Annotated in this window: 16 protein-coding genes; 5 read left to right on the plus strand and 11 right to left on the minus strand. The window is 56.0% G+C overall.

Features of this window, described 5'->3' with window-relative positions; all coding sequences use genetic code 11:
* Positions 1-108 precede the first annotated feature (108 nt).
* Positions 109-1080 carry an ATP-grasp domain-containing protein gene (locus AC2FH8_RS08575; protein ID WP_221929479.1) on the plus strand — a complete coding sequence of 324 codons (972 nt, stop codon included), beginning with the start codon at positions 109-111 and terminating at the stop codon, positions 1078-1080.
* Positions 1080-1736: an HAD family hydrolase gene (locus AC2FH8_RS08580; RefSeq protein WP_496689365.1), complete on the plus strand. Its 657-nt coding sequence runs from the start codon at positions 1080-1082 to the stop codon at positions 1734-1736. Before AC2FH8_RS08575 ends, AC2FH8_RS08580 begins: the two co-directional genes overlap by 1 nt.
* Here the strand turns inward: AC2FH8_RS08580 and AC2FH8_RS08585 are convergent.
* The 10 genes from AC2FH8_RS08585 to AC2FH8_RS08630 all read right to left on the minus strand — a co-directional run bounded on the left by AC2FH8_RS08585 (position 1711) and on the right by AC2FH8_RS08630 (position 13367).
* Positions 1711-2829: a glycosyltransferase family 4 protein gene (locus tag AC2FH8_RS08585; protein ID WP_496689367.1), complete on the minus strand. Its 1119-nt coding sequence runs from the start codon at positions 2827-2829 to the stop codon at positions 1711-1713. The two genes, AC2FH8_RS08580 and AC2FH8_RS08585, sit on opposite strands and share 26 nt — an antisense overlap.
* Positions 2830-2832: 3 nt before the next feature.
* Positions 2833-3852: a glycosyltransferase family 2 protein gene (locus AC2FH8_RS08590; protein WP_496689369.1), complete on the minus strand. Its 1020-nt coding sequence runs from the start codon at positions 3850-3852 to the stop codon at positions 2833-2835.
* Positions 3813-4760 (minus strand): NAD-dependent epimerase/dehydratase family protein, encoded by a 948-nt coding sequence (locus AC2FH8_RS08595; RefSeq protein ID WP_496689371.1) that lies wholly within the window; start codon positions 4758-4760, stop codon positions 3813-3815. The genes AC2FH8_RS08590 and AC2FH8_RS08595 overlap by 40 nt, the downstream gene beginning before the upstream one ends.
* Positions 4761-4770: 10 nt before the next feature.
* Positions 4771-6015 carry a methyltransferase domain-containing protein gene (locus AC2FH8_RS08600; protein ID WP_496677139.1) on the minus strand — a complete coding sequence of 415 codons (1245 nt, stop codon included), beginning with the start codon at positions 6013-6015 and terminating at the stop codon, positions 4771-4773.
* Positions 6015-7217, minus strand: a complete 1203-nt coding sequence (locus AC2FH8_RS08605; RefSeq protein ID WP_142636227.1) for a DegT/DnrJ/EryC1/StrS family aminotransferase — start codon at positions 7215-7217, stop codon at positions 6015-6017. Before AC2FH8_RS08605 ends, AC2FH8_RS08600 begins: the two co-directional genes overlap by 1 nt.
* A 24-nt stretch (positions 7218-7241) precedes the next feature.
* Positions 7242-8375 carry a CDP-glucose 4,6-dehydratase gene (rfbG, locus tag AC2FH8_RS08610; protein ID WP_281995076.1) on the minus strand — a complete coding sequence of 378 codons (1134 nt, stop codon included), beginning with the start codon at positions 8373-8375 and terminating at the stop codon, positions 7242-7244.
* Positions 8376-8383: 8 nt separating this feature from the next.
* Complete coding sequence (gene rfbF, locus AC2FH8_RS08615) at positions 8384-9193, minus strand: glucose-1-phosphate cytidylyltransferase (protein WP_142636222.1); 810 nt, start codon at positions 9191-9193, stop codon at positions 8384-8386.
* Between the two features lie 96 nt (positions 9194-9289).
* Entirely contained in the window at positions 9290-10924 is a 1635-nt protein-coding gene (locus tag AC2FH8_RS08620; protein WP_496689374.1) for a glycosyltransferase family protein, read from the minus strand.
* A 1-nt stretch (position 10925) separates the two neighbouring features.
* Positions 10926-11348 carry a GtrA family protein gene (locus tag AC2FH8_RS08625; RefSeq protein ID WP_142636218.1) on the minus strand — a complete coding sequence of 141 codons (423 nt, stop codon included), beginning with the start codon at positions 11346-11348 and terminating at the stop codon, positions 10926-10928.
* A gap of 84 nt (positions 11349-11432) precedes the next feature.
* A complete protein-coding gene (locus AC2FH8_RS08630; RefSeq protein WP_185956665.1) occupies positions 11433-13367 on the minus strand; it encodes a polysaccharide biosynthesis protein in 1935 nt (644 codons plus the stop codon).
* Positions 13368-14387: 1020 nt separating this feature from the next.
* Between AC2FH8_RS08630 and AC2FH8_RS08635 the strand changes: the two genes are divergently transcribed.
* The 3 genes from AC2FH8_RS08635 to AC2FH8_RS08645 are packed head-to-tail and all read left to right on the plus strand — an operon-like array spanning position 14388 to position 16596.
* Complete coding sequence (locus AC2FH8_RS08635) at positions 14388-14993, plus strand: sugar transferase (RefSeq protein ID WP_142636214.1); 606 nt, start codon at positions 14388-14390, stop codon at positions 14991-14993.
* The gene (locus AC2FH8_RS08640; RefSeq protein WP_281995073.1) at positions 14990-15904 is read left to right on the plus strand and encodes a methionyl-tRNA formyltransferase; all 915 of its coding nucleotides are present in this window, start codon (positions 14990-14992) and stop codon (positions 15902-15904) included. The genes AC2FH8_RS08635 and AC2FH8_RS08640 overlap by 4 nt, the downstream gene beginning before the upstream one ends.
* Positions 15901-16596, plus strand: coding sequence for a PIG-L deacetylase family protein (locus AC2FH8_RS08645; RefSeq protein WP_142636210.1), 696 nt, complete (start codon positions 15901-15903; stop codon positions 16594-16596). Before AC2FH8_RS08640 ends, AC2FH8_RS08645 begins: the two co-directional genes overlap by 4 nt.
* A 31-nt stretch (positions 16597-16627) precedes the next feature.
* Here AC2FH8_RS08645 and asnB read toward each other — a convergent pair whose 3' ends face one another.
* Complete coding sequence (gene asnB, locus AC2FH8_RS08650) at positions 16628-18577, minus strand: asparagine synthase (glutamine-hydrolyzing) (RefSeq protein WP_496689378.1); 1950 nt, start codon at positions 18575-18577, stop codon at positions 16628-16630.
* Between the last annotated feature and the right edge of the window lie 3 nt (positions 18578-18580).

The following is an 18580-nucleotide window of genomic DNA, read 5'->3' on the forward strand; positions in this document are numbered from 1 at the left end:
GCAACTCAAAACAATATTGAGGCAAACTCACCCCTACCCCGTTCACAGGGCAAGACACCCTGTGCTAGGTTAAGCACGTATAATTGTTTATGAATTGGTGAGTTTCCGATGGCGCGAAAATGTCTGGCAATCCTGATTACGTCGGCGGGTCGCCGTGTTGGCCTGCTGCAATGCTTCAGGGCGGCTGCGGAACGTCTGGATGTTGACCTGACCATCATCGCCTGCGACCTGAACCCAGATGAAAGCGCGGCTTGCGCGCTTGCCGATCACGCCGCCGCCGTGCCGCGATGTGACAGCCCCGACTATGCAACCTCGATCCTCGAGATTGTGCGTCAACACGGAGTCAGCTTGGTGATCCCCACAATCGACCCGGAACTGATGCCCCTGGCACAGGCCGCGCCCGCCTTTGCCAATCTGGGCGCGCGAGTCCATGTCTCGCCGGTGAACGTGATTGAGGTTGTCCGGGACAAGCGCCTGACAATCCAGAAACTGTCCGAAGCCGGGGTTCCTGTTCCGCGCACATTGGATCATCAGGAATTGCTAGAGCGGCCACAGGACATCAGTTGGCCCATCTTTGCAAAGCCAAGTGGCGGCAGTGCAAGCCGGGGGCTGGATGTATTCGAAACCCTCGCTGATGTCCCCTCTGAATTCCCCGAACCGATGATCTTTCAGGACAAGCTGAACGGACCGGAATACACAATCAACATGTTTGTAGATGCCTCGGGTCAGCTCTGCACTGTGATCCCGCATCTGCGCATTCAAATTCGCGCCGGTGAGGTTGAAAAGGGTGAAACCAGGCGACGCAATGATCTGCAAACCATCGCCGAAGGCATTGCACAGGCCCTGCCCGATCTGCGCGGTGTCGCCTGTTTTCAGATCATCGATGACCCAGAACATGGCCCCGCAGTGCTTGAGATCAATGCGCGTTTCGGGGGTGGCTACCCTCTGGCCGATCATGCGGGCGCACAGTTCGCACAGTGGCTTTTGGAAGAGGTTGCCGAATTACCGTCAACCGCCAATAACAACTGGCGCGATGGTGTGAAAATGATGCGATATGACAGTGCGGTGTATCAGGGCTGATGCTGGTATTTGATCTGGACGACACCCTGTATCTGGAGCGAGATTTTGCCTTTAGCGGCTATAACTGGCTGAACGGTTGGGTCCACGAAAAAACCGGCGCTGAAGGGTTCGGACAACGGTGTCAGGCCGCGTACAATGCGGGGGAAAGACGACGCATATTCAATGTGGCTTGCGCGCAGACCGGCCTTGATGCGACCGATTCTTTCATACAGGACCTGATCAGCAAATACCGATCACACCCGCCCCTCATTTCGCTGTGCGAAGACGCCGAGCGGTTTTTGACAAACGCAGATCAGCCGATGGGGTTGATCACCGACGGGCCCGAAAAGATGCAGCGCAACAAGATCGCCGCGCTGGATCTGGACCGCTTTATTGCGCATATCCGCCCGACCGGCGCCTGGCCGGATGGCTACGGGAAACCGCATCCCCGCGCCTATGAAGAGATGGAATTGGCCGCGCAAAACCCGCGCAGAATGGTCTATGTCGCGGACAATCCGGCCAAGGATTTTATCACCCCGAATGCCCGAGGCTGGCGGACGGTTCAAATCCTCCGGCCCGGAGCGGTTCATGATCCTATTCCACCCAGTACCCAGCATACCGCATATGCCACGGTCACCAGCTTAGACCAGCTTACAGAAGTTCTGTCAGACCTTTAGCCGTGCCGGCTTTGGCAGCAACTCCGATTTGCACATTGGCAATCAAAGAATCCCAGTCCGACAGGACGTGCTGCGGTTCCAGCCATTCCCTGTTATGGCGCGCATTCTGACGCATTTTATGCAGTAAGGCATCATCCTTTGACAGGCTGAAAATCGCCTTGGTCAGACCGGCAACATCCTCGGCCGGAACAAGCAATCCGTTTTCCCTGTCGCGGATCAATTCCCGTGGCCCATAGGCGCAATCGAACGATATGACCGGCAGACCTGTGACCGTGGCCTCGGCAACTACATTCGGGAACCCTTCAAAGCGAGACGGGAATACAAGAATATCCGCGTCTTGCATCCAGTCTCCGGGTTTTGGGCTGGCGCCGGGCAATGATACTACATCCGATAAATTCGCAGCAGAGATCTGCTGTTCCAACGCGTCGCGCTCTGGGCCCTCGCCAAAGATCGTCAACCGGATGTCTGGGTTGTCGCGCAGCACTTCGGGCATTGCCCGCAGCAGCATATCGAACCCCTTTTGACGATCCAAACGCCCGACAGCCACAAGCCGGGTCTGTCCGGACCCGATGTGGATCCCCCCCAGCGGAGCACATGGATTGGGGATTACTCTGGCCTTTGGGATCAGGTCCGCAGGCAAATCCAAACGCGCACGTTCGGTCTGCATGACAATTCCGGATGCCCCCCGCGCAAGCCTGTTCACCGCTTTCAGCCACATGGGATTTCCGCTTTGAACCAGCGGATTGTTCCGCTCAGAGATCACGACAGGCACCCCGGTTCCACGCGCGGCCAACATGGTCAGCACATTCACCTTGGTCAGAAACGAGATGATCAGATCGGGACGCACAGCCCGGATGACCTTGCGAATATGCAAGTAGCGCCGTGCCTGCGTCAGTCGCCGCGAAATCTTTAGCGGCTGAATCATGTGCAATTGCGCGCACTCAGGATAGGCGAAGTAGGAACCAGAATCCTCTGTCGCCATCCCGGCGACGTGAACCTCATCCCCGGCCGAGATCCGATGCGCGGCGATCATTGCGGCGATCTTTTCCGCACCGCCCGCTCCGAACCCAGCTTGCACCAATAACAGTTTCATTTTTCACTCAGCGGCGCTTTTTACACGATCAGCTTGCTGTACCAGATCCAGAGTTTCTGGACGGTTCAACTCTTGTTCGACAATGGGCCGGTTCAGGTCTTTGGACTGAAGGAAAATCCGCCCAATATATTCGCCCATTATTCCCAGGAACATCGCATTCAAGGTCATCGACAGCAGCAACAGGATGGTGGTCGTGGCAAAACCGCCCGGCCAGTTCTGGCCAAAGAACAGCTTGCCGATCACATATCCGATCATCAGCAAAAACGTCCCTGCGCCAACCGTCAGACTGATCATCGAGGCAAGGCGCAAGGGCAGAAGCGAGTGGTTGATCAACCCGTCGACAGCAAGCGACAGCATGGCCCGAAACGGAAATTTCGACTCGCCAGCGGTGCGCGCATTGCGATCATATTCAAAGCCGATCTGGCGGAAACCCATCCCACTGATTAACCCGCGAACATAAGGAGAGCGATCATCGACCCGGCGCAGCTCGTCCAGAATACGCCGGTCAGTCAGCCGAAACTCGCCCGCATTTCTCGGCAAATCATCATTGCTGATCATGTCGATCAAAGCATAAAAGCCTCGCCGCGCGGCAGCGACGATGGGTCCGTCCGGCAGGCTACGGCGAATGCCGTATACCACGTGATATCCCTGCCGCCAGGTATCCAGCATCTGCGGGATCAGTTCGGGCGGGTCCTGCATGTCGCAATCCAGTTGGATCGAACAGGCCCCGTTTGCGGATCGATAGGCCGTCAGAACTGATGACTGATATCCCATATTGCGGGCAAACCGGATGACCCGGACACGGGGATCAGCAGCAGCAATATCCGACAGGATTTCAAATGTACGATCCGTGGAATGGTTGTCAGTGAAAATGATCTCGGGCTCATAAGAGGGCAGATCGTCAAACACTTTGGTCACACGTTCATAGGCCGTGCGAACATTATCTTCTTCGTTCAAAGCGGGGATCAGGATTGAAACCAAAGTCACGCGTTCATCTCCGCTTGTTGTGACTGTTTTGTCCATTGAACCGTCCTTTCAAGGCCTTCACGCAAAGCGATTTTTGCCGACCAGCCATAACGTTCCGCCATCTGTGAAGGATCCGAAACCAACAATACCGGGTCATCCTTCGGCGGCGCAGAGGAAACCATATCCGGAGCTGCTCCGGTCAACACCTGCAACTCTCCTGCGACTGCTGCCATATCCGGAGCATCGCCAGTGACAACATTGATGACCGACCCCGCCTTGTCCGGCGCGTCAACAATCAAAAGCAGCGCTTCGACTATGTCGTCAATATGTATCAGATCACGCCGATCATGTGGACGATGAAGGAAAACCGGGGCTTTCCGCAATAGGCGGCCAATGGCATGGGGTATGAAGAAATCTTCTGACTGTCCGGGACCATAGGTCAGCGCCAACCGAGCCGTAACAGCCTTGAACGGCAGCCGGGGCTGAGCCATTTCAATATATTGCGTTCCGGCCACCAGAGACGCGCCATAGGAATTTCGCGGGTTCTCTCGCGAAGTTTCGACATAGGGCAGCTTGATATCGCCATATTCCGCAATGGATCCGGTGCGCACAAACGCATTGGGTGGCTGATCACAGATGGCCAAAGCCGACAGGATCGCAACCAGCGTCGAGAGATTTTGCAAAATACTGGCATTCAGATCTGCCAGGTCATCAGTCTCGGCAAATTTTGTCTGCGCGGCGGTATGCAGAACTACCTCGGGTCGGAACGCATTCGCGACGCGTTTGATCGCGGCAACATCCGAATACCCATCGGTGAAAACGCGGATTCCCGAAACACCTTGCAAACGGTCCAGAGAGGAACCCGGCCGCGTAAGCACAGCGACCTCATCGTCCCGGGCCAAACAGGCCCGAGCCAGATGAGAGCCGATGAATCCGCTGGCTCCGGTGATCAGTACGCGCGTCATTGTTTTCCCTTCAGGGAATAACTACTGGCATTGGCAAAGGCACGATGAACTTGCCGCCAGCGGCTTCGAAATCAGCCATCTGCTCGCGGATTTCGTCAAAGAAGTTCCAGGCCAAAACCAACAGGTAATCAGGTTTGCGTTCCATGACCGCTTCGGGGGCCAATACAGGAATAAGCTTGCCCGGCGAATACAGGCCCTGTTTCAACGTGTTTCGGTCAACCAAAAAATCCAGAGTTTCCGTGCCGATATCAAAGTAGTTCAACAGCGTATTACCCTTAGCGGGCGCACCGTAGCCAGCAATCGTTTTGCCAGATGCCTTAAGCTCGGCCAGCATGGAAACAAGGCTTTCCTGCATCGCGTGAACACGCTCGGCAAATGCTTCGTATGCCTCTTTGTTGGTCATGCCCGCGGCATCTTCGTCAGCCAGCATATCAGCAACAATCGGCGCCGGGGTTTTGTTCAGCGCGGCGGGTTGCATGAACACGCGCATCGAACCGCCATGAACCGGCAGTTTTGTGACATCCACTACATCGAGCCCAACGGACTGGCCCAGTTTGACGACGGACAGAAGGCTCAGTTCAGAGACATGTTCGTGATAAACATTGTCGAACTCGTTGGTCTCGAGGATCATCTTGCCCCAAGGCACTTCGATGATGAAGACGCCGTCATCTGTCAACAGGTCCAGAACACCTTCGGTAAAGCCGTGCAGATCGTCTATATGGTTGAAGGTATTGGTCGTCGTGATGACGCTGGCCGGCCCTTCGGTTTCACGAATCTGCTGCGCGGTGGCGCGGTTGAAAAAGTCCACATGGACCCGAACGCCCCGTTCGCCGGCAATCTTGGCAAGGTTGGCCGCCGGGTCGATGCCCAATGTGCGCCCGCCCTGATCATTGGCATGGGACAGCATCAGACCGTCATTACAACCGATATCAATGATCAGCCCACCTTGCGCACGCTCTACCGCGACCGAGGCGAGTTCGGCGAAATGTGTATGCATTGTTGCCGCACCGGACGGGACATAAAGATAGTCCGTAAAGAAATCAGCAGGCACCTGATCTGCAACCTGGATCAAGCCACAATCCAGACAGGCCTGAGTATTCAGCGGGAAAGCCGGTTGCGGAACATCCTTTTGCTCGGGCCGTGCGAACATATTGGCGGGCGGGTGATCGCCCATCGGCAGCACAAGCATAAGGTTGGTAGACCGGCAGGTCCGGCAGGTCGTGCGAACAGACGTATTGATGCTTTGATCGTTCATCAGACCAGTGCTCCTTGGAATTTCAATGCAAATTCTTCAAATTTTGCATGCATATAATCGATTTGCGCTTGTATCAGACCATGGTGACAAGCCAGCAGGATACCCCCGCGCATAACCGCATCGGAATTGGGATAGCCCGCGGGATCTGCTCGGTATTCTACTTGCTTCATGGCAGGCTGACGCAGAATGTTTCCGGTAAAGACGGGCCGAGTTTGGATGTCTGAAGTCTCAAGGAATATCTGCATCTCGCGCCGCGTGAATGGGGCACCTTCGCGCAATGTCAGCGGGAAGGCCAGCCACCCGGTGCGCGAGTTCGGCAGTTGTTCAGGCAGGATGAACCAGTCTTCATAGCGGGCAAAAAAGGCGCGATGAGCAGCGAAGGCCTCTTCGCGCACTCGGATGTTGTTGTCCAGTTTGCTCAGCTGCACCAACCCGAATGCCGCGCTGATTTCCGAAGGTTCAACGTTATAGCCAAGATCCTCGAACAGAAATTTGGCATCATACTCGATCCCGTCCAGTTTGACGTTGAACCGGTTCTCGATGGCCTCGGATTCCACAAACAGCGAGGACGACCGCCCCCAGGACCTCAGCAAAAGCGCCTTGCGGCCAAGCTCTTCGTCATTCACGCACAACATGCCGCCATTCCCGGCGCCATTGATGACGTGGCTGCCGTAAAAGCTGGTGGTAGAGACGTCGGAATAGACGCCCGTGCTTGTACCGTCGATGGTCGCGCCCAGCGTGTCAGCGCTGTCTTCAATCACCTTCAGGCCATGCGCATCGGCCAGCTCGCGGATACGGCGCCAATCTGGAAGGTTTCCGATAAGTGACGGAATCATGACGGCAGATGTATTTGGCGTGATCATGCGTTCGATCGCGTCTACGTCGATATTATAGGTCCCGACCGCGGCATCCACAAATGTCGGGATCAGGCCCTGACGGACAAGCGGAGCAACCGTCGTGGCAAAAGTCAGGGCCGGAGTGATAACTTCGCTGCCCTTTGGCAAGTCCAGAATCTCGACCGCGAGATAGTTCGCCGATGACCCCGAGTTCACCATGATGCCGTGGCGTTTGGAAAACAAAGCAGCCACTTTTTCCTGCATCTCGCGCACTTTGGGGCCCATCTGGGTGGACGTTTTCAGAACTTCGACAACCGCGTCGATCTCTTCCTGGCCATGCACGGTTTGACCGTAATTCACTCGCATTATTCTTTTCTCCTCAATAACCCGCTATTGCGCGGCGACCGGAGCCCGGTCGAAATCCCGTGAAGACATCAGGTCACTGTAGAACCCGATCTGATTGTTTGTGATCCCACCCATCTCCGCACCGGCGGCATGGGCCTTGTACCAGTCTACTGTCAGGCGAACGGCTTCGGGCAATGTCAGTTGCGGACGCCAACCCAATCCCGTTTGCGCCTTAGTGCTGTCCAGTCGAAGAATACCTGCCTCATGCGGCGCAGCAGAGGTCTGTTCCGCCGACGCCATCGAAAACTGCGGGGCCTCTTCGCCCCAGGCATCCTGCATCAAGGTTGCCAACTGCCGGACATCCACCGTCCCCGACACATCAGGGCCAAAATTCCAGGCGCCAGCAAAGCTTTGCCCATCCCGATACATTCGCGCGGCCAAGGCCAGATAGCCCGACAGCGGTTCAAGAACATGCTGCCAGGGGCGCACGCTGAGCGGGTTGCGGATCACCACCGGTTCGCCCGCCTCGGATGCGCGGATCACGTCGGGGATAAGCCGATCTTCGCCCCAGTCGCCCCCTCCGAACACATTCCCGGCCCGGACTGTTGCCAGTTGCGGCCCATCCGCTGATGAAAAGAAGGAATGACCATAAGATTGCGCCACAAGTTCGGTACAGCCTTTCGAGGCGCTATACGGGTCCCTGCCGCCCATCGGATCGTTTTCGCGATAACCCCAGGTCCATTCCTTGTTGTCGTAACACTTGTCACTGGTGACAACGACCACCGCCTTCAGTGAGCGCATCCCCAAAGCGGCATCCAGAACATGGGCCGTTCCAGATACATTGGTCGCAAAGGTTTCGGCAGGATCCCTGTAAGACCGGCGCACCAAGGGTTGGGCGGCCATGTGGAACACAATTTCAGCGTCCACCCCTGACAGTGTATCCAGCACCGCCTGACGATTGCGGATATCCGCAATCCGGCTGTCGGTCAGCCCGTCAACAGAACAGGCATCAAAGAATGAATGCCCCTGTTCGGGAGGCAATGACAAGCCTGTCACCTCTGCCCCCAGACGCCTCAGCCATGCACAAATCCACCCGCCCTTGAATCCGGTATGCCCGGTCACAAGAACACGGCGGCCGGCAAAAACGCCATCAAACTGAGAATTGACCTGCCCGCTCACGGTTCACCTCATATCGCCAGAGCAGGGTAGCTCTTGCCCGAACCTTCGTTGAAATTAAGCCAGGGCGGCGTTTCACCTTCGCACAGACCGTCCAGCGTATTCCTGTCGCGCAGAGTGTCCATCGGATGCCAAAACCCATCGTGGCGATAGGCCATCAGCTCTCCGTCGCGGGCCATCTGGGTCAGCGGGGTCTGTTCCAGCGGCTCATTGTCATCAACCATATAGTCCAAGACGCCCGGCTCGAAGACGAAGAAGCCGCCATTGATCCAGGTTTCGCGATTGCGGACCTTTTCAGTGAAGGCGTCAACCCTGTCGCCCTTGAGCTCGATGTTACCAAACCGCGCCGGGGGCTGAACCGCAGTTACGGTCGCCAGCTTGCCGTGTGATTTGTGGAAATCAATCAGTGCATTGATGTCGATATTTCCTACGCCGTCCGAATAGGTGCACATGAACGGCTCATCAGGAGTCAGCCAATCCTTGAGCCGACGGATACGACCACTGGTCATGGTATGCGCACCGGTGTCTACCACTGACACATTCCACCCGCCCGGAGCAGAAGGGACCAGTTGCAATTCCCCAGTGTCCAGCGATACCGATATATTGTTGGCGATCAGGTGATAATTGGCAAAGAACTGCTTCAGCAGCAATGCTTTGTACCCGGCAGCCACAACAAAATCACGATGCCCGAAATGGCTGTAGATATCCATCACGCGTGCGATGATCGGACGCCCGCCCACTTCAACCATGGGCTTGGGAATGGAAACCGTTTCTTCGGCCAGACGCGAGCCTAGTCCACCAGCCAGAAGTACCGTTTTCATTGTCTATCCTTCCTTTATTCGATCAATAGAATTGATGGTCATGTGAATGGGCCCGCCCAGGAAAAATATAGGCAGGTTGAGTCGCGCAGGCACTGGTCATTGTTCAGCCCCTGCAGCTTTCAAGTATACCACACCTTGGCCGTAGCGGTTGTTCAGACCTGATAATTCGACCGGGCGGTAGTTGTTTGCCCGCGCATAGCTCAACAATGGGGCTTCCAGAACGGAATCGTATCCAAGCAGGAAAGCCGAAGGCGGGTTATCTGCAAACAGAGCCGGTAAGTCTTCGGCGCCTGCCATCACGTATTTGCCGGCAAGTTCCGGGTCCGTGAAGGGTGCAATTCGGTAAGCGAATGGCCCCGTTGCAAATTCTGGATAAACGCTCAGGCCCGCCTCAAGCGGATAGATCGGCAGCAAAGTCGCGACCGGACCATCAGGCAGTGCACTGCCTGCCACCGCATCCCGAAGGACAGCACCGGAACCGGCAAAACGGGCCGAGGTGAACTTCGAAGGTTCTGTCAGCGAGACCAGGCCCATCCCGATACGCGGGAGTCCCAGGATGACCATCAAGACAATACCTGCCGCAAGCACAGGCACTGCCTCGTGCCGCCGTGGCGGGTCAAGCCGACGAAACAGAACCGCGAGCAGCAGAGGCAGACAGACCAGAGGCTGGATATAATATTGCGGAAAACCGGGCGTTGGAACAAAAGCCATTGAGGCAGTCAGGATAATGATCGCCAGAACAACACCACCATGCCGCAGTTGCGAGGGCTGCATTTCGTCGACACGCGCACCACCACGCAGGATAATCCAAAGCACGGACAGAATGGCCATAACCATCACCAGGCCCACTCCGGCCACCCATGCCGAATGGGCCAGCATCAACTTGCCCGACAATCTCAGGGCCAGCCCCGGTTCTGTTGCGGCGTTGGCCTCCCAATAGGCGACATGTGGTCCGGTGTGAAACCCCAAGACATGCGCCAGAAAGACGCCCGGATCAGCGAGCAGAAAGGCAAACAGGGGCAAGGCCCCGATCAGCCCTCCGATCAGCAGCGGCAGGACCACGGCTTTCAGTCGTCGTGCCATCGAAACATCCGCAGGCAACAAGAATGCGGCAAGAGCAATCGGCGGAATAAACAGTACCGCACTGACCTTCATCCCCGCCGCAATAGACAATGCGACGCCCGATAGAACCAGCGTCAAAAATCGCGGCGCGGGCTTTGACGTCTCGATCAAAAACAGGCCAAGCCCGATGACCGCAAATGGCAGTGGCAACAGATTGTTGGTTGCGGCCATACCGGCACCGGTCAGAAACAGCTCGCATGTCACAATGCCGATAATTGAAAAGACAGCGAGAACCGGTGATCCCGACAAGCGCAGCGTTACCCAGCCAGTCGCCGCGATCAATCCAAGCCAGGCCAGAAACAGGCCGATCCGAGCGGACCCCAACAGGCCGAACTCATCGAACAGAATGCCGGTCCCAAGGTAATACCACGCCGAATAAGGGACGTGATTGTAGAAGAAGTCCGAATAAAGCTCCCACTCTCCGAGCAAACGCGCCGGAGGGACGAACATCAGCTCATCCCGGCGCAGATCATAGGTCATCAGGCGGCCGAACAAACCGGCAATCAGCAACACAAGCCCCAGACCAGCGGTCACGATCCCAAGCATAGCACCCATGCGCGTACTTGACGGGGTGGTGCCCTTAAAGCTTGATATTCTCGCATCGCTCATCTCAGCCCCTCCGATCCATCGCCTGACCCCTGCCAAGCGCACGCGAAATCATGAGGTAAGACAATATGACAACGGGCCCTAATGCGACCGCCTGTGCCAGATAGGGATCAAGCCCAACCTGCATCAAACCGCGCAAAAGCAGCGCATTCACAAAATACAGCACGACATAAGACATCGCATATAGCGGGAAACGGCGGTATCCCTGCACGCCAAAGACAAACCGGGCGTGGATACAAAAATTCCAGATCACACCCAAAATAAACTGAAGCAGAAGCGCAAGCTGCGGATGCATGCCCGCAAAAATCAAAAGGGCAAACACGCTATAGCCAAACGCCGTGTTTATCAGGCCGGCCCAGAGAAACCGTACCACCTGCGCACGTTCTTCTGACGGCGCAAAAGCCGAGCGTATATTAAGCCTCGCCATCAAATGTTGGCCCTTTCGGCGGAAATATTAAACACAGAAACCAAATTCGGCAAAATAACCGACACCAGAAAAAACAATGCTAAATCAGCTGCCAGCGGGCAGCAGTTCCGGGTTTTCTCCTTCAGACTGACTGACCGCATTTGCTGCGTTTGTGCCAGCGCTTTTGAAAATGGGCTTGGATGAAAATTCCGAGATCGGAACCGGACGCAGGCCATTTGCACCATACCCAGGCACGAGCTCTTTCAGCAGGCGCTTGGCTGCCAGTTCGTCACCTTCTGCCGCAGCCTGTTCCAGTTTCCGGATCATGGCGCGCAGGCGGGCGACGGGAATGCCCTCGGGCCGCGCGGATCCGACGCCCGGAATGCCACATTCGTGGCGCTTCTCAGACGCATCAAACAATTCCTCGAACAGCTTTTCGCCTGGACGAATTCCAATGAATTCGATGTCGATATCCTCATAAGGCTTTAGCCCGGCAAGGCGGATCATCCGTTCAGCCAAATCCACGATCTTGACCGGCCGACCCATATCCAGAACGAAAATCTCTCCGTGGCTGCTTTCCATTTTCAACCCGCTTGCGGCCGCAACCAGAGTCAGTTGCACGGCCTCACGGATGGTCATGAAGTACCGTTCCATCCGGGGATCAGTCACGGTCAGCGGACCACCGTTCGAGATTTGACGTTGAAACAGCGGGATCAGCGAGCCCGACGACCCCAGAACATTGCCAAACCGCACCGAGAAGAACCGGGTTTCTTCCTCGGTTCCGTTGGTTACACGGTCCTGCGCCTGAACGTAGAACTCAGCAACGCGCTTGGTTGCACCCATCACATTGGTGGTGTTTACAGCCTTGTCCGTGGAAACCTGTACCATCGCGATGGCACCATAGTTCCGGGCCGCATCCGCGACGTTACGGGTTCCGATCACATTGGTCAAAACGCCCTCGCAGGGATTCATCTCAACCATCGGAACATGCTTCAGCGCTGCGGCATTGAATACCAGCTCGGGGCGATGACGTTCAAAGATGTCATTCACACGCGACGCATTGCGAATGCTTGCGATATACATCCGCCGGGGAACATCTGGAAAGTTCTGCGACAAATCCATGTCGATGGAATAGGCGTTGAACTCGCAATGGTCGATCATCACCAGTTCCGCCGGATCGAAAGAGGCAATCTGACGTGCCAGTTCGCTACCGATCGAACCACCTGCACCGGTCACTAATACGCGGCGCCCACGGAACATCTCGCGCAACATCGAGCGTTCGACAGCTTTTTGTGGCCGCTCGAGAATTTCTTCCGGGTTGATAATACAGCCATTGGCCGCATCCTGGCCTTCTTCCCCAAGACCCGGCACGCGTGAGACAGCGATACCGTTGGATTCACACCAGCTGGTCAGCTTGCGGATGCCATCACTTTCAAAATGCGTGATCGGTTCGGTCAGGAACAAGCGTCTGGGCAAATGATCCCAGGCTTTAAGTCGCTCGACCACGCGATCGGCATCCAGAAGAGATCCGATAATCTGAACATCGTGGAAATACAGCCCCATGGTATTGCGCGCATCGTCAATAATGCCCACCGGCTGATACTTGGAATGCGTATTCCGCAAAGACCTGACAAACAGATCACAACTTGCACCTGTACCAACCAAAAGCACCGGAACTTTGTCCTGATGTTCGGCCATCAACCGCGCATTCTGGCGATTCAGCTCACGGCTACGGGCAACTACACGCAGGGCACTGAGCAGAAGGATCATCAAGCCAAGCTGAATAATGAAGGCCGCGAAGGGTACAGCCTTGGTCACTTCGAAAACTGCACTGGCAGCCATGAGGCACAGGACCAACATTGTCGATCCCCGCAGGATCAGACGAATGTCTCGCAGTGATGTCGAGCGTGTGTGGCGCCGGTACATGCCCGCAAGCGGGAAAACCGCCAGTCCAATCAGGCTGGACAAGAGCATCAGCGGGAACATGGCTGGCGCCATCTGTTGCGCTACCGTTCCACCATTCGCAAGATTGATTGCCACTACGGCTGAGAAAGACGAAGCAACAATGTCTCCAAAGACTAATCGATGATTGGCACGCAACTCACTAACAATCTGCGTTTGCCAGCAATGAAAACCCGAAACCATTTACCTCACCCCTTTATCTCATCACCGGCTCAATTCCGGTCGAGAATTACTCGTACATCGTCACCTAACAGGATCCTGCAGCATCAAAACATTGCCACAGCTCCCAACTGATCACTCACAGACCGCTTGCAGCTGTCCTATATAAACCAAAGGCTCGCGATCAGATGATCAACCGAAAGCCTTGTACCCGTATCTTTGTTTTGCCCCCTTCACTTGAGCTTGTCTCAATCGCCCAAGTTGAACACACTCACTTCACTCGTTAATAATAATAATTCGCGCAAGTAACAAAATTGTTCCTCTGGTTCGCCGGTTAGCGCAATTTCTTCAATCTCCTTCAACGCTAACATACGTTTCCGCGCCCTCAAAAGTAATTTCTTCACACTTCATTAACGAAATGCAGCGTTTCCTGAAGTACTCTTTGACTGATATTTTGCTGAGGGTTGCAGAATTTCCTCCTTGTTTCGGCTGACTTGAGCGCCGATTGACCTAGCGTAAACAATGGAAATGCTAATCTCACGGGGAAAATTACAGTCATTTTCTCAATCCGATGAAATCTTCGTGGGCCGCTGTCCGGGCCTCAATCTTGATTAATCGATCCACAATAAGCCCCAATCGGAGCATTGTGAACCAAGACGCAACAAAGATGACAACTCCTTTCGGCCAATCCTCTCATGAGTCGCAGGCCGGTTTTCCTGACAAAGGCTTTGTGAACTTGGCGCATGCTTGGAAAAATTTCCGCATAGTCAGGGTGCCGGTCAGCTCTGCCGCTTGAATCGAGAATCAATTTGGGATCAACTCAGCCCAGACTTCGGATCAGTGCGCCGGAACTTGGATCCGGCCAGCAGGATGATCCGGAGAGATGTTGGTTCTTGGTTTGATATTCGTAGTTTTCAGCTACAGTTCTTGGGTTTGAATATGAACAGATTTCTCGAAATACTGTGTTGCCTGATCGCGGGCACGATCGCGCTGCCCTTTTTTCTGGCGGGTTGTGTGATTGTGCTGTTTTCGGTCGGGCGACCTTTGTTTTTTGGCCAACGGCGGGCAGGCTGCAACGGGCGCGTCTTTCGCATCTGGAAGCTGAGAACAATGTCCGACACACGCGATCAAAGCGGGGCTTTGCTGCCAGATTCGGAACGTCAGACAAAAACCACCAAGCTTCTGCGCCGCGTGAGGCTGGATGAGATGCCCCAGCTTGTGATCATCTTGCGCGGAGATATGGCCCTTGTTGGCCCCCGTCCCCTGCTTCCCGAAACCATCGAAGAGTTTGGAGACAATGGGCGGGTGCGCTGCACGGTTCGGCCCGGCCTGACAGGGTGGGCTCAGGTCAGCGGCAATACCGCGCTTTCAAATGACGAGAAGCTAAAGCTGGATCTATGGTATGTCGCGCACCGGTCACTGTCGCTTGATCTGAAGATATTGTTCGAAACCATTATGGTAGCCTTGGCCGGAGAGCATAAACGCCCTGACCGAATTCAGGCCGCAGACAACTGGCTGGACAGCCGAAAGGAGACACCTGCATGAAGACGGTATTTGTGGGGGCGGTCGAAGGATCGCATGTCGCCTTATCCGCCATATGTGCCCGAGGGTTTGTACCGGATTTGGTGGTGACACTACCGCCGGACTTGTCCCACCGGCACTCTGATTTTGCAGATCTCAAACCCACTGCAGATCGGTATGATATTCCTGTCCACTATACCGCCAAAAGTGACTCGGCCGGAACAATCAAAACCATTCAAGCCGTAAAACCTGATCTGATACTGGTCATCGGGTGGTCTCAGATTTGCGGGCCGGAATTTCGGGCCCAGGCAAAGATCGGATGCGTCGGGTTTCACCCATCCGCCCTGCCCCGTCTGCGCGGGCGCGGTGTGATCCCCTGGACTGTCATATTGGGCGAAACCGATGTAGGCGCGTCATTGTTCTGGCTGGGTGAAGGGGCCGATGACGGCCCGATTGCGGCGCAAGCTCGATATGCGGTCGATCCCAACACGGTAACAGCACGCGAGCTGTATGACCGGGCGCTTCAGGCCCTGACGCAGCTGCTGCCTCAGCTTCTGACGCAAATCTCTGAAGGCGATATCCCGGCGGCTCCGCAGCCAGAAACCGGGATCAGCCTTTGTGCGCGGCGGCGGCCCGAGGACGGGCTGATCGACTGGACCAGACCCGCGGCAGAGATTAACCGGTTGATACGCGCAGCCGGACCGCCCTATCCCGGCGCTTTCACCTACACTGCCTCCGGTGAGAAGCTGGTCCTGCTGGGTGTACAGAACACCGCCCTGCAGGGCTACTATATCGGCCTGCCTGGTCAGATACAGGCCATCGAAGGAAACCGGTTTACGGTCGCCTGTGGGGATGGGAAATGTCTGGACATCATAAACTGGACCGGCGCCGATGCGCCGCCCGAACTGCACTCAAAGCTCAGGAATTCCGAATGACAGCGCTGACACCTTTTGACGGACAGGACGGACCGGTACTTGTGGTTGCTCCGCACCCGGATGATGAAGTCCTTGGGGCTGGCGGCACCATCGCACGACTGGCAGATGCAGGTCGCGCAGTCCATATTGCGATTGTCACAACGGGTCGGTCGCCCCGGTTCAGCACGGAACAGATCGCCAATGTACAGGCCGAAGCCAGGGCCGCACATGAGCATCTTGGTGTGACGCATACGCATTGGTTGGATTTCCCTGCCGCTGAACTGGCTGAGCACCCCCATGGTGACCTGAACGCAGGTCTGGGAACACTGATCCGCGATCTCGACCCAAGTGTCATCCTGGCGCCGCATCCCGGCGACATCCATCTGGACCACCAGTTGAGTTTCCTTTCGACTTTGGTAGCAAGCCGACCTTATCAGGACAAATACCCGACGACGATCGCGGCCTATGAGACGCTGTCCGAGACAAATTGGAACGCGCCATATCTGACGCCGCCATTCGTACCGAACATGTTTGTGGACATTTCGGATACATTGGAGCGTAAACTGGAAGCATTCCAGTTATTTGCAAGCCAGGTCAAACAGCCGCCGCACGAGCGTTCGGTTCAGAGCTTGAAAGCGTTGGCAACTTTGCGTGGCGCGACGGTTCACCGGGCCGCGGCTGAGGGCTTTGTCTTGGTCAGGTCAGTTATCTGACTGACCTGGTCGCAAAATCGCCAAGCTGTGATCAGCGCATCCACGCTTCGGACCATAGTTGGAACATAAAGACCGTCCACAGCTGAGCACCCCAGTTGCGTTTGCCTGATTGGTGCTCGGCCCAGCATTTTTCCAGCGCTGCCTTTTCCACGAAACCCTCAAGCCCGTTCCCATCCAGAAGAATGCTGGAAACACGGGACTTTAGGGGCCCGCGCAACCAAGCGTTGAGTGGGATACCGAACCCGCGCTTTGGCCGGTCGTACAGCGATTGCGGAACCCGCTTTTTCAAAAGCTCCTGCAACGCCACCTTGCCAACCTTCCCGTCGCACCGAAGCGATGCCGAAGAGCGCCAGGCGGCGGTGACAACGCGGTAGTCCAACAACGGCGCGCGCATCTCAAGGCCCACCGACATCGAAGTGCGGTCGGCCTTCACCAGAATATCATCCGGCAAATAATAGAGCGAATCCAACAACATCATGCTGTCCAACTGGCTCAACCCTGCGGGCAAATCATGCGTTCCGATCTCATTGCCCAGCGGGATGCCGGACTTTCCAAGCATACCGGAGGACCAGATCGAAAACTGGGCCTGATAGCGGCACTGGAACTCTCGTCCCTGCAGAACCGGCGCAAGCTTGGCCAGACGGTCGGCGCTCAGATCATCGCGCATGCTGCGCGGGGCGAATGGCCTTAGGACTGGCAACAGAGCGGCAAGAACCGATTGCGGCGCCTGCGACAGGGCTTGAATTGCCAGGTCGGGCATCTTGCCCTTCAGGCGCTCAAAGGCCTGCATCCGAACATATCGGGCATAGCCACCAAACGACTCGTCACCGCCGTCGCCGGACATGACGACCTTAAGCTGCTGGCGCGCCAGTTGCGAAACCAGCAGGGTTGGTAGTTGCGACGGGTCGGCGAAAGGTTCGTCAAACACCTGCGGCAAGCCTTCGATGGCTTGAAACGCCATTTCCGGCGTCGCCGTCACCTCGTGGTAATCCGTCCCAAGATACTCGGCGATGGCTTTTGCATGGTCGGCTTCGTTGGTGTCTTCGTCCTCAAAGCGTACGGTAAAGCTGGGAACCTTCCTGCTGGATTGCTCTTGCATCATTGCAGTTATCAGCGACGAGTCGACGCCTCCGGACAGAAATGTCCCAACCGGCACATCCGCAACCATCCGTTCGCCCACCGCGCGCAGCAGTTCGGATTCGATTTCAGCTATGGCCGTTTCATCGTCAGGATAGGGGTTTGCGCGCGCCTCGGTGACTACGGCCTCGATATCCCAAAACCGCTCGATCCCTTGCAGAAGCGCATCCAACGAGGCCGGTGGGGTGTCAAGTTTGATCTCGACCATAGAGCCCGCAGGTAGTTTCAGGACATTTGGGTAAATCGTGCGCGGCGCAGGAATATATCCCAACCGAAGAAACGATCCCAAGGCTGCGCGGTCCACCTCTGCCGGTCCAAATTCCGGATGCGCGCGCAGTGACTTCAATTCGGACCCAAACAGAACGGTTTTCCCGGCCAGGCCCAGATAGAGAGGTTTTTTGCCAATCCGGTCGCGCGCCAATGTCACGCTCTGGGTTTTCCGGTCAAACACGGCAATGGCAAACATCCCGTGGACGCGGTCCAGTGTCTTGCGGATACCCCAAAGCTGCATCGCCGCCAGCAAAACTTCGGTATCGGACGTGCCCCTGAAGCTTATGCCCAGATCCTGCAATTCCTGACGCAGTTCCAGATAGCCATAGATCTCACCATTGAACACAATGGTGAACCGACCATCTGCGGAATCCATCGGCTGGACCCCGGTTTCCGACAGATCAATAATGGCCAGACGCAGATGCCCCAGGGCCACACCCTGATCCGGGTCCACAAACAACCCGGTTCCATCCGGGCCACGGTGTTCAATCGATTGACACATCCTGCCAAGGACGGATGAGGCCTGAGACCGATCAACGGTGCCAAAGTTGATAAATCCGGTGATGCCACACATCGC

The organism is Ruegeria sp. CDSC025 (genome assembly GCF_059610805.1).

What these genes read in the sequence shown, in the direction of transcription:
- AC2FH8_RS08575 (WP_221929479.1), top strand. Translation starts at nt 109, where the DNA reads ATGGCGCGAAAATGTCTGGCAATCCTGATTACGTCGGCGGGTCGCCGT.
- AC2FH8_RS08580 (WP_496689365.1), top strand. Translation starts at nt 1,080, where the DNA reads ATGCTGGTATTTGATCTGGACGACACCCTGTATCTGGAGCGAGATTTT.
- AC2FH8_RS08585 (WP_496689367.1), bottom strand. Translation starts at nt 2,829, where the DNA reads ATGAAACTGTTATTGGTGCAAGCTGGGTTCGGAGCGGGCGGTGCGGAA.
- AC2FH8_RS08590 (WP_496689369.1), bottom strand. Translation starts at nt 3,852, where the DNA reads ATGGACAAAACAGTCACAACAAGCGGAGATGAACGCGTGACTTTGGTT.
- AC2FH8_RS08595 (WP_496689371.1), bottom strand. Translation starts at nt 4,760, where the DNA reads ATGACGCGCGTACTGATCACCGGAGCCAGCGGATTCATCGGCTCTCAT.
- AC2FH8_RS08600 (WP_496677139.1), bottom strand. Translation starts at nt 6,015, where the DNA reads ATGAACGATCAAAGCATCAATACGTCTGTTCGCACGACCTGCCGGACC.
- AC2FH8_RS08605 (WP_142636227.1), bottom strand. Translation starts at nt 7,217, where the DNA reads ATGCGAGTGAATTACGGTCAAACCGTGCATGGCCAGGAAGAGATCGAC.
- rfbF (WP_142636222.1), bottom strand. Translation starts at nt 9,193, where the DNA reads ATGAAAACGGTACTTCTGGCTGGTGGACTAGGCTCGCGTCTGGCCGAA.
- AC2FH8_RS08620 (WP_496689374.1), bottom strand. Translation starts at nt 10,924, where the DNA reads ATGAGCGATGCGAGAATATCAAGCTTTAAGGGCACCACCCCGTCAAGT.
- AC2FH8_RS08625 (WP_142636218.1), bottom strand. Translation starts at nt 11,348, where the DNA reads ATGGCGAGGCTTAATATACGCTCGGCTTTTGCGCCGTCAGAAGAACGT.
- AC2FH8_RS08635 (WP_142636214.1), top strand. Translation starts at nt 14,388, where the DNA reads ATGAACAGATTTCTCGAAATACTGTGTTGCCTGATCGCGGGCACGATC.
- AC2FH8_RS08640 (WP_281995073.1), top strand. Translation starts at nt 14,990, where the DNA reads ATGAAGACGGTATTTGTGGGGGCGGTCGAAGGATCGCATGTCGCCTTA.
- AC2FH8_RS08645 (WP_142636210.1), top strand. Translation starts at nt 15,901, where the DNA reads ATGACAGCGCTGACACCTTTTGACGGACAGGACGGACCGGTACTTGTG.
- asnB (WP_496689378.1), bottom strand. Translation starts at nt 18,577, where the DNA reads ATGTGTGGCATCACCGGATTTATCAACTTTGGCACCGTTGATCGGTCT.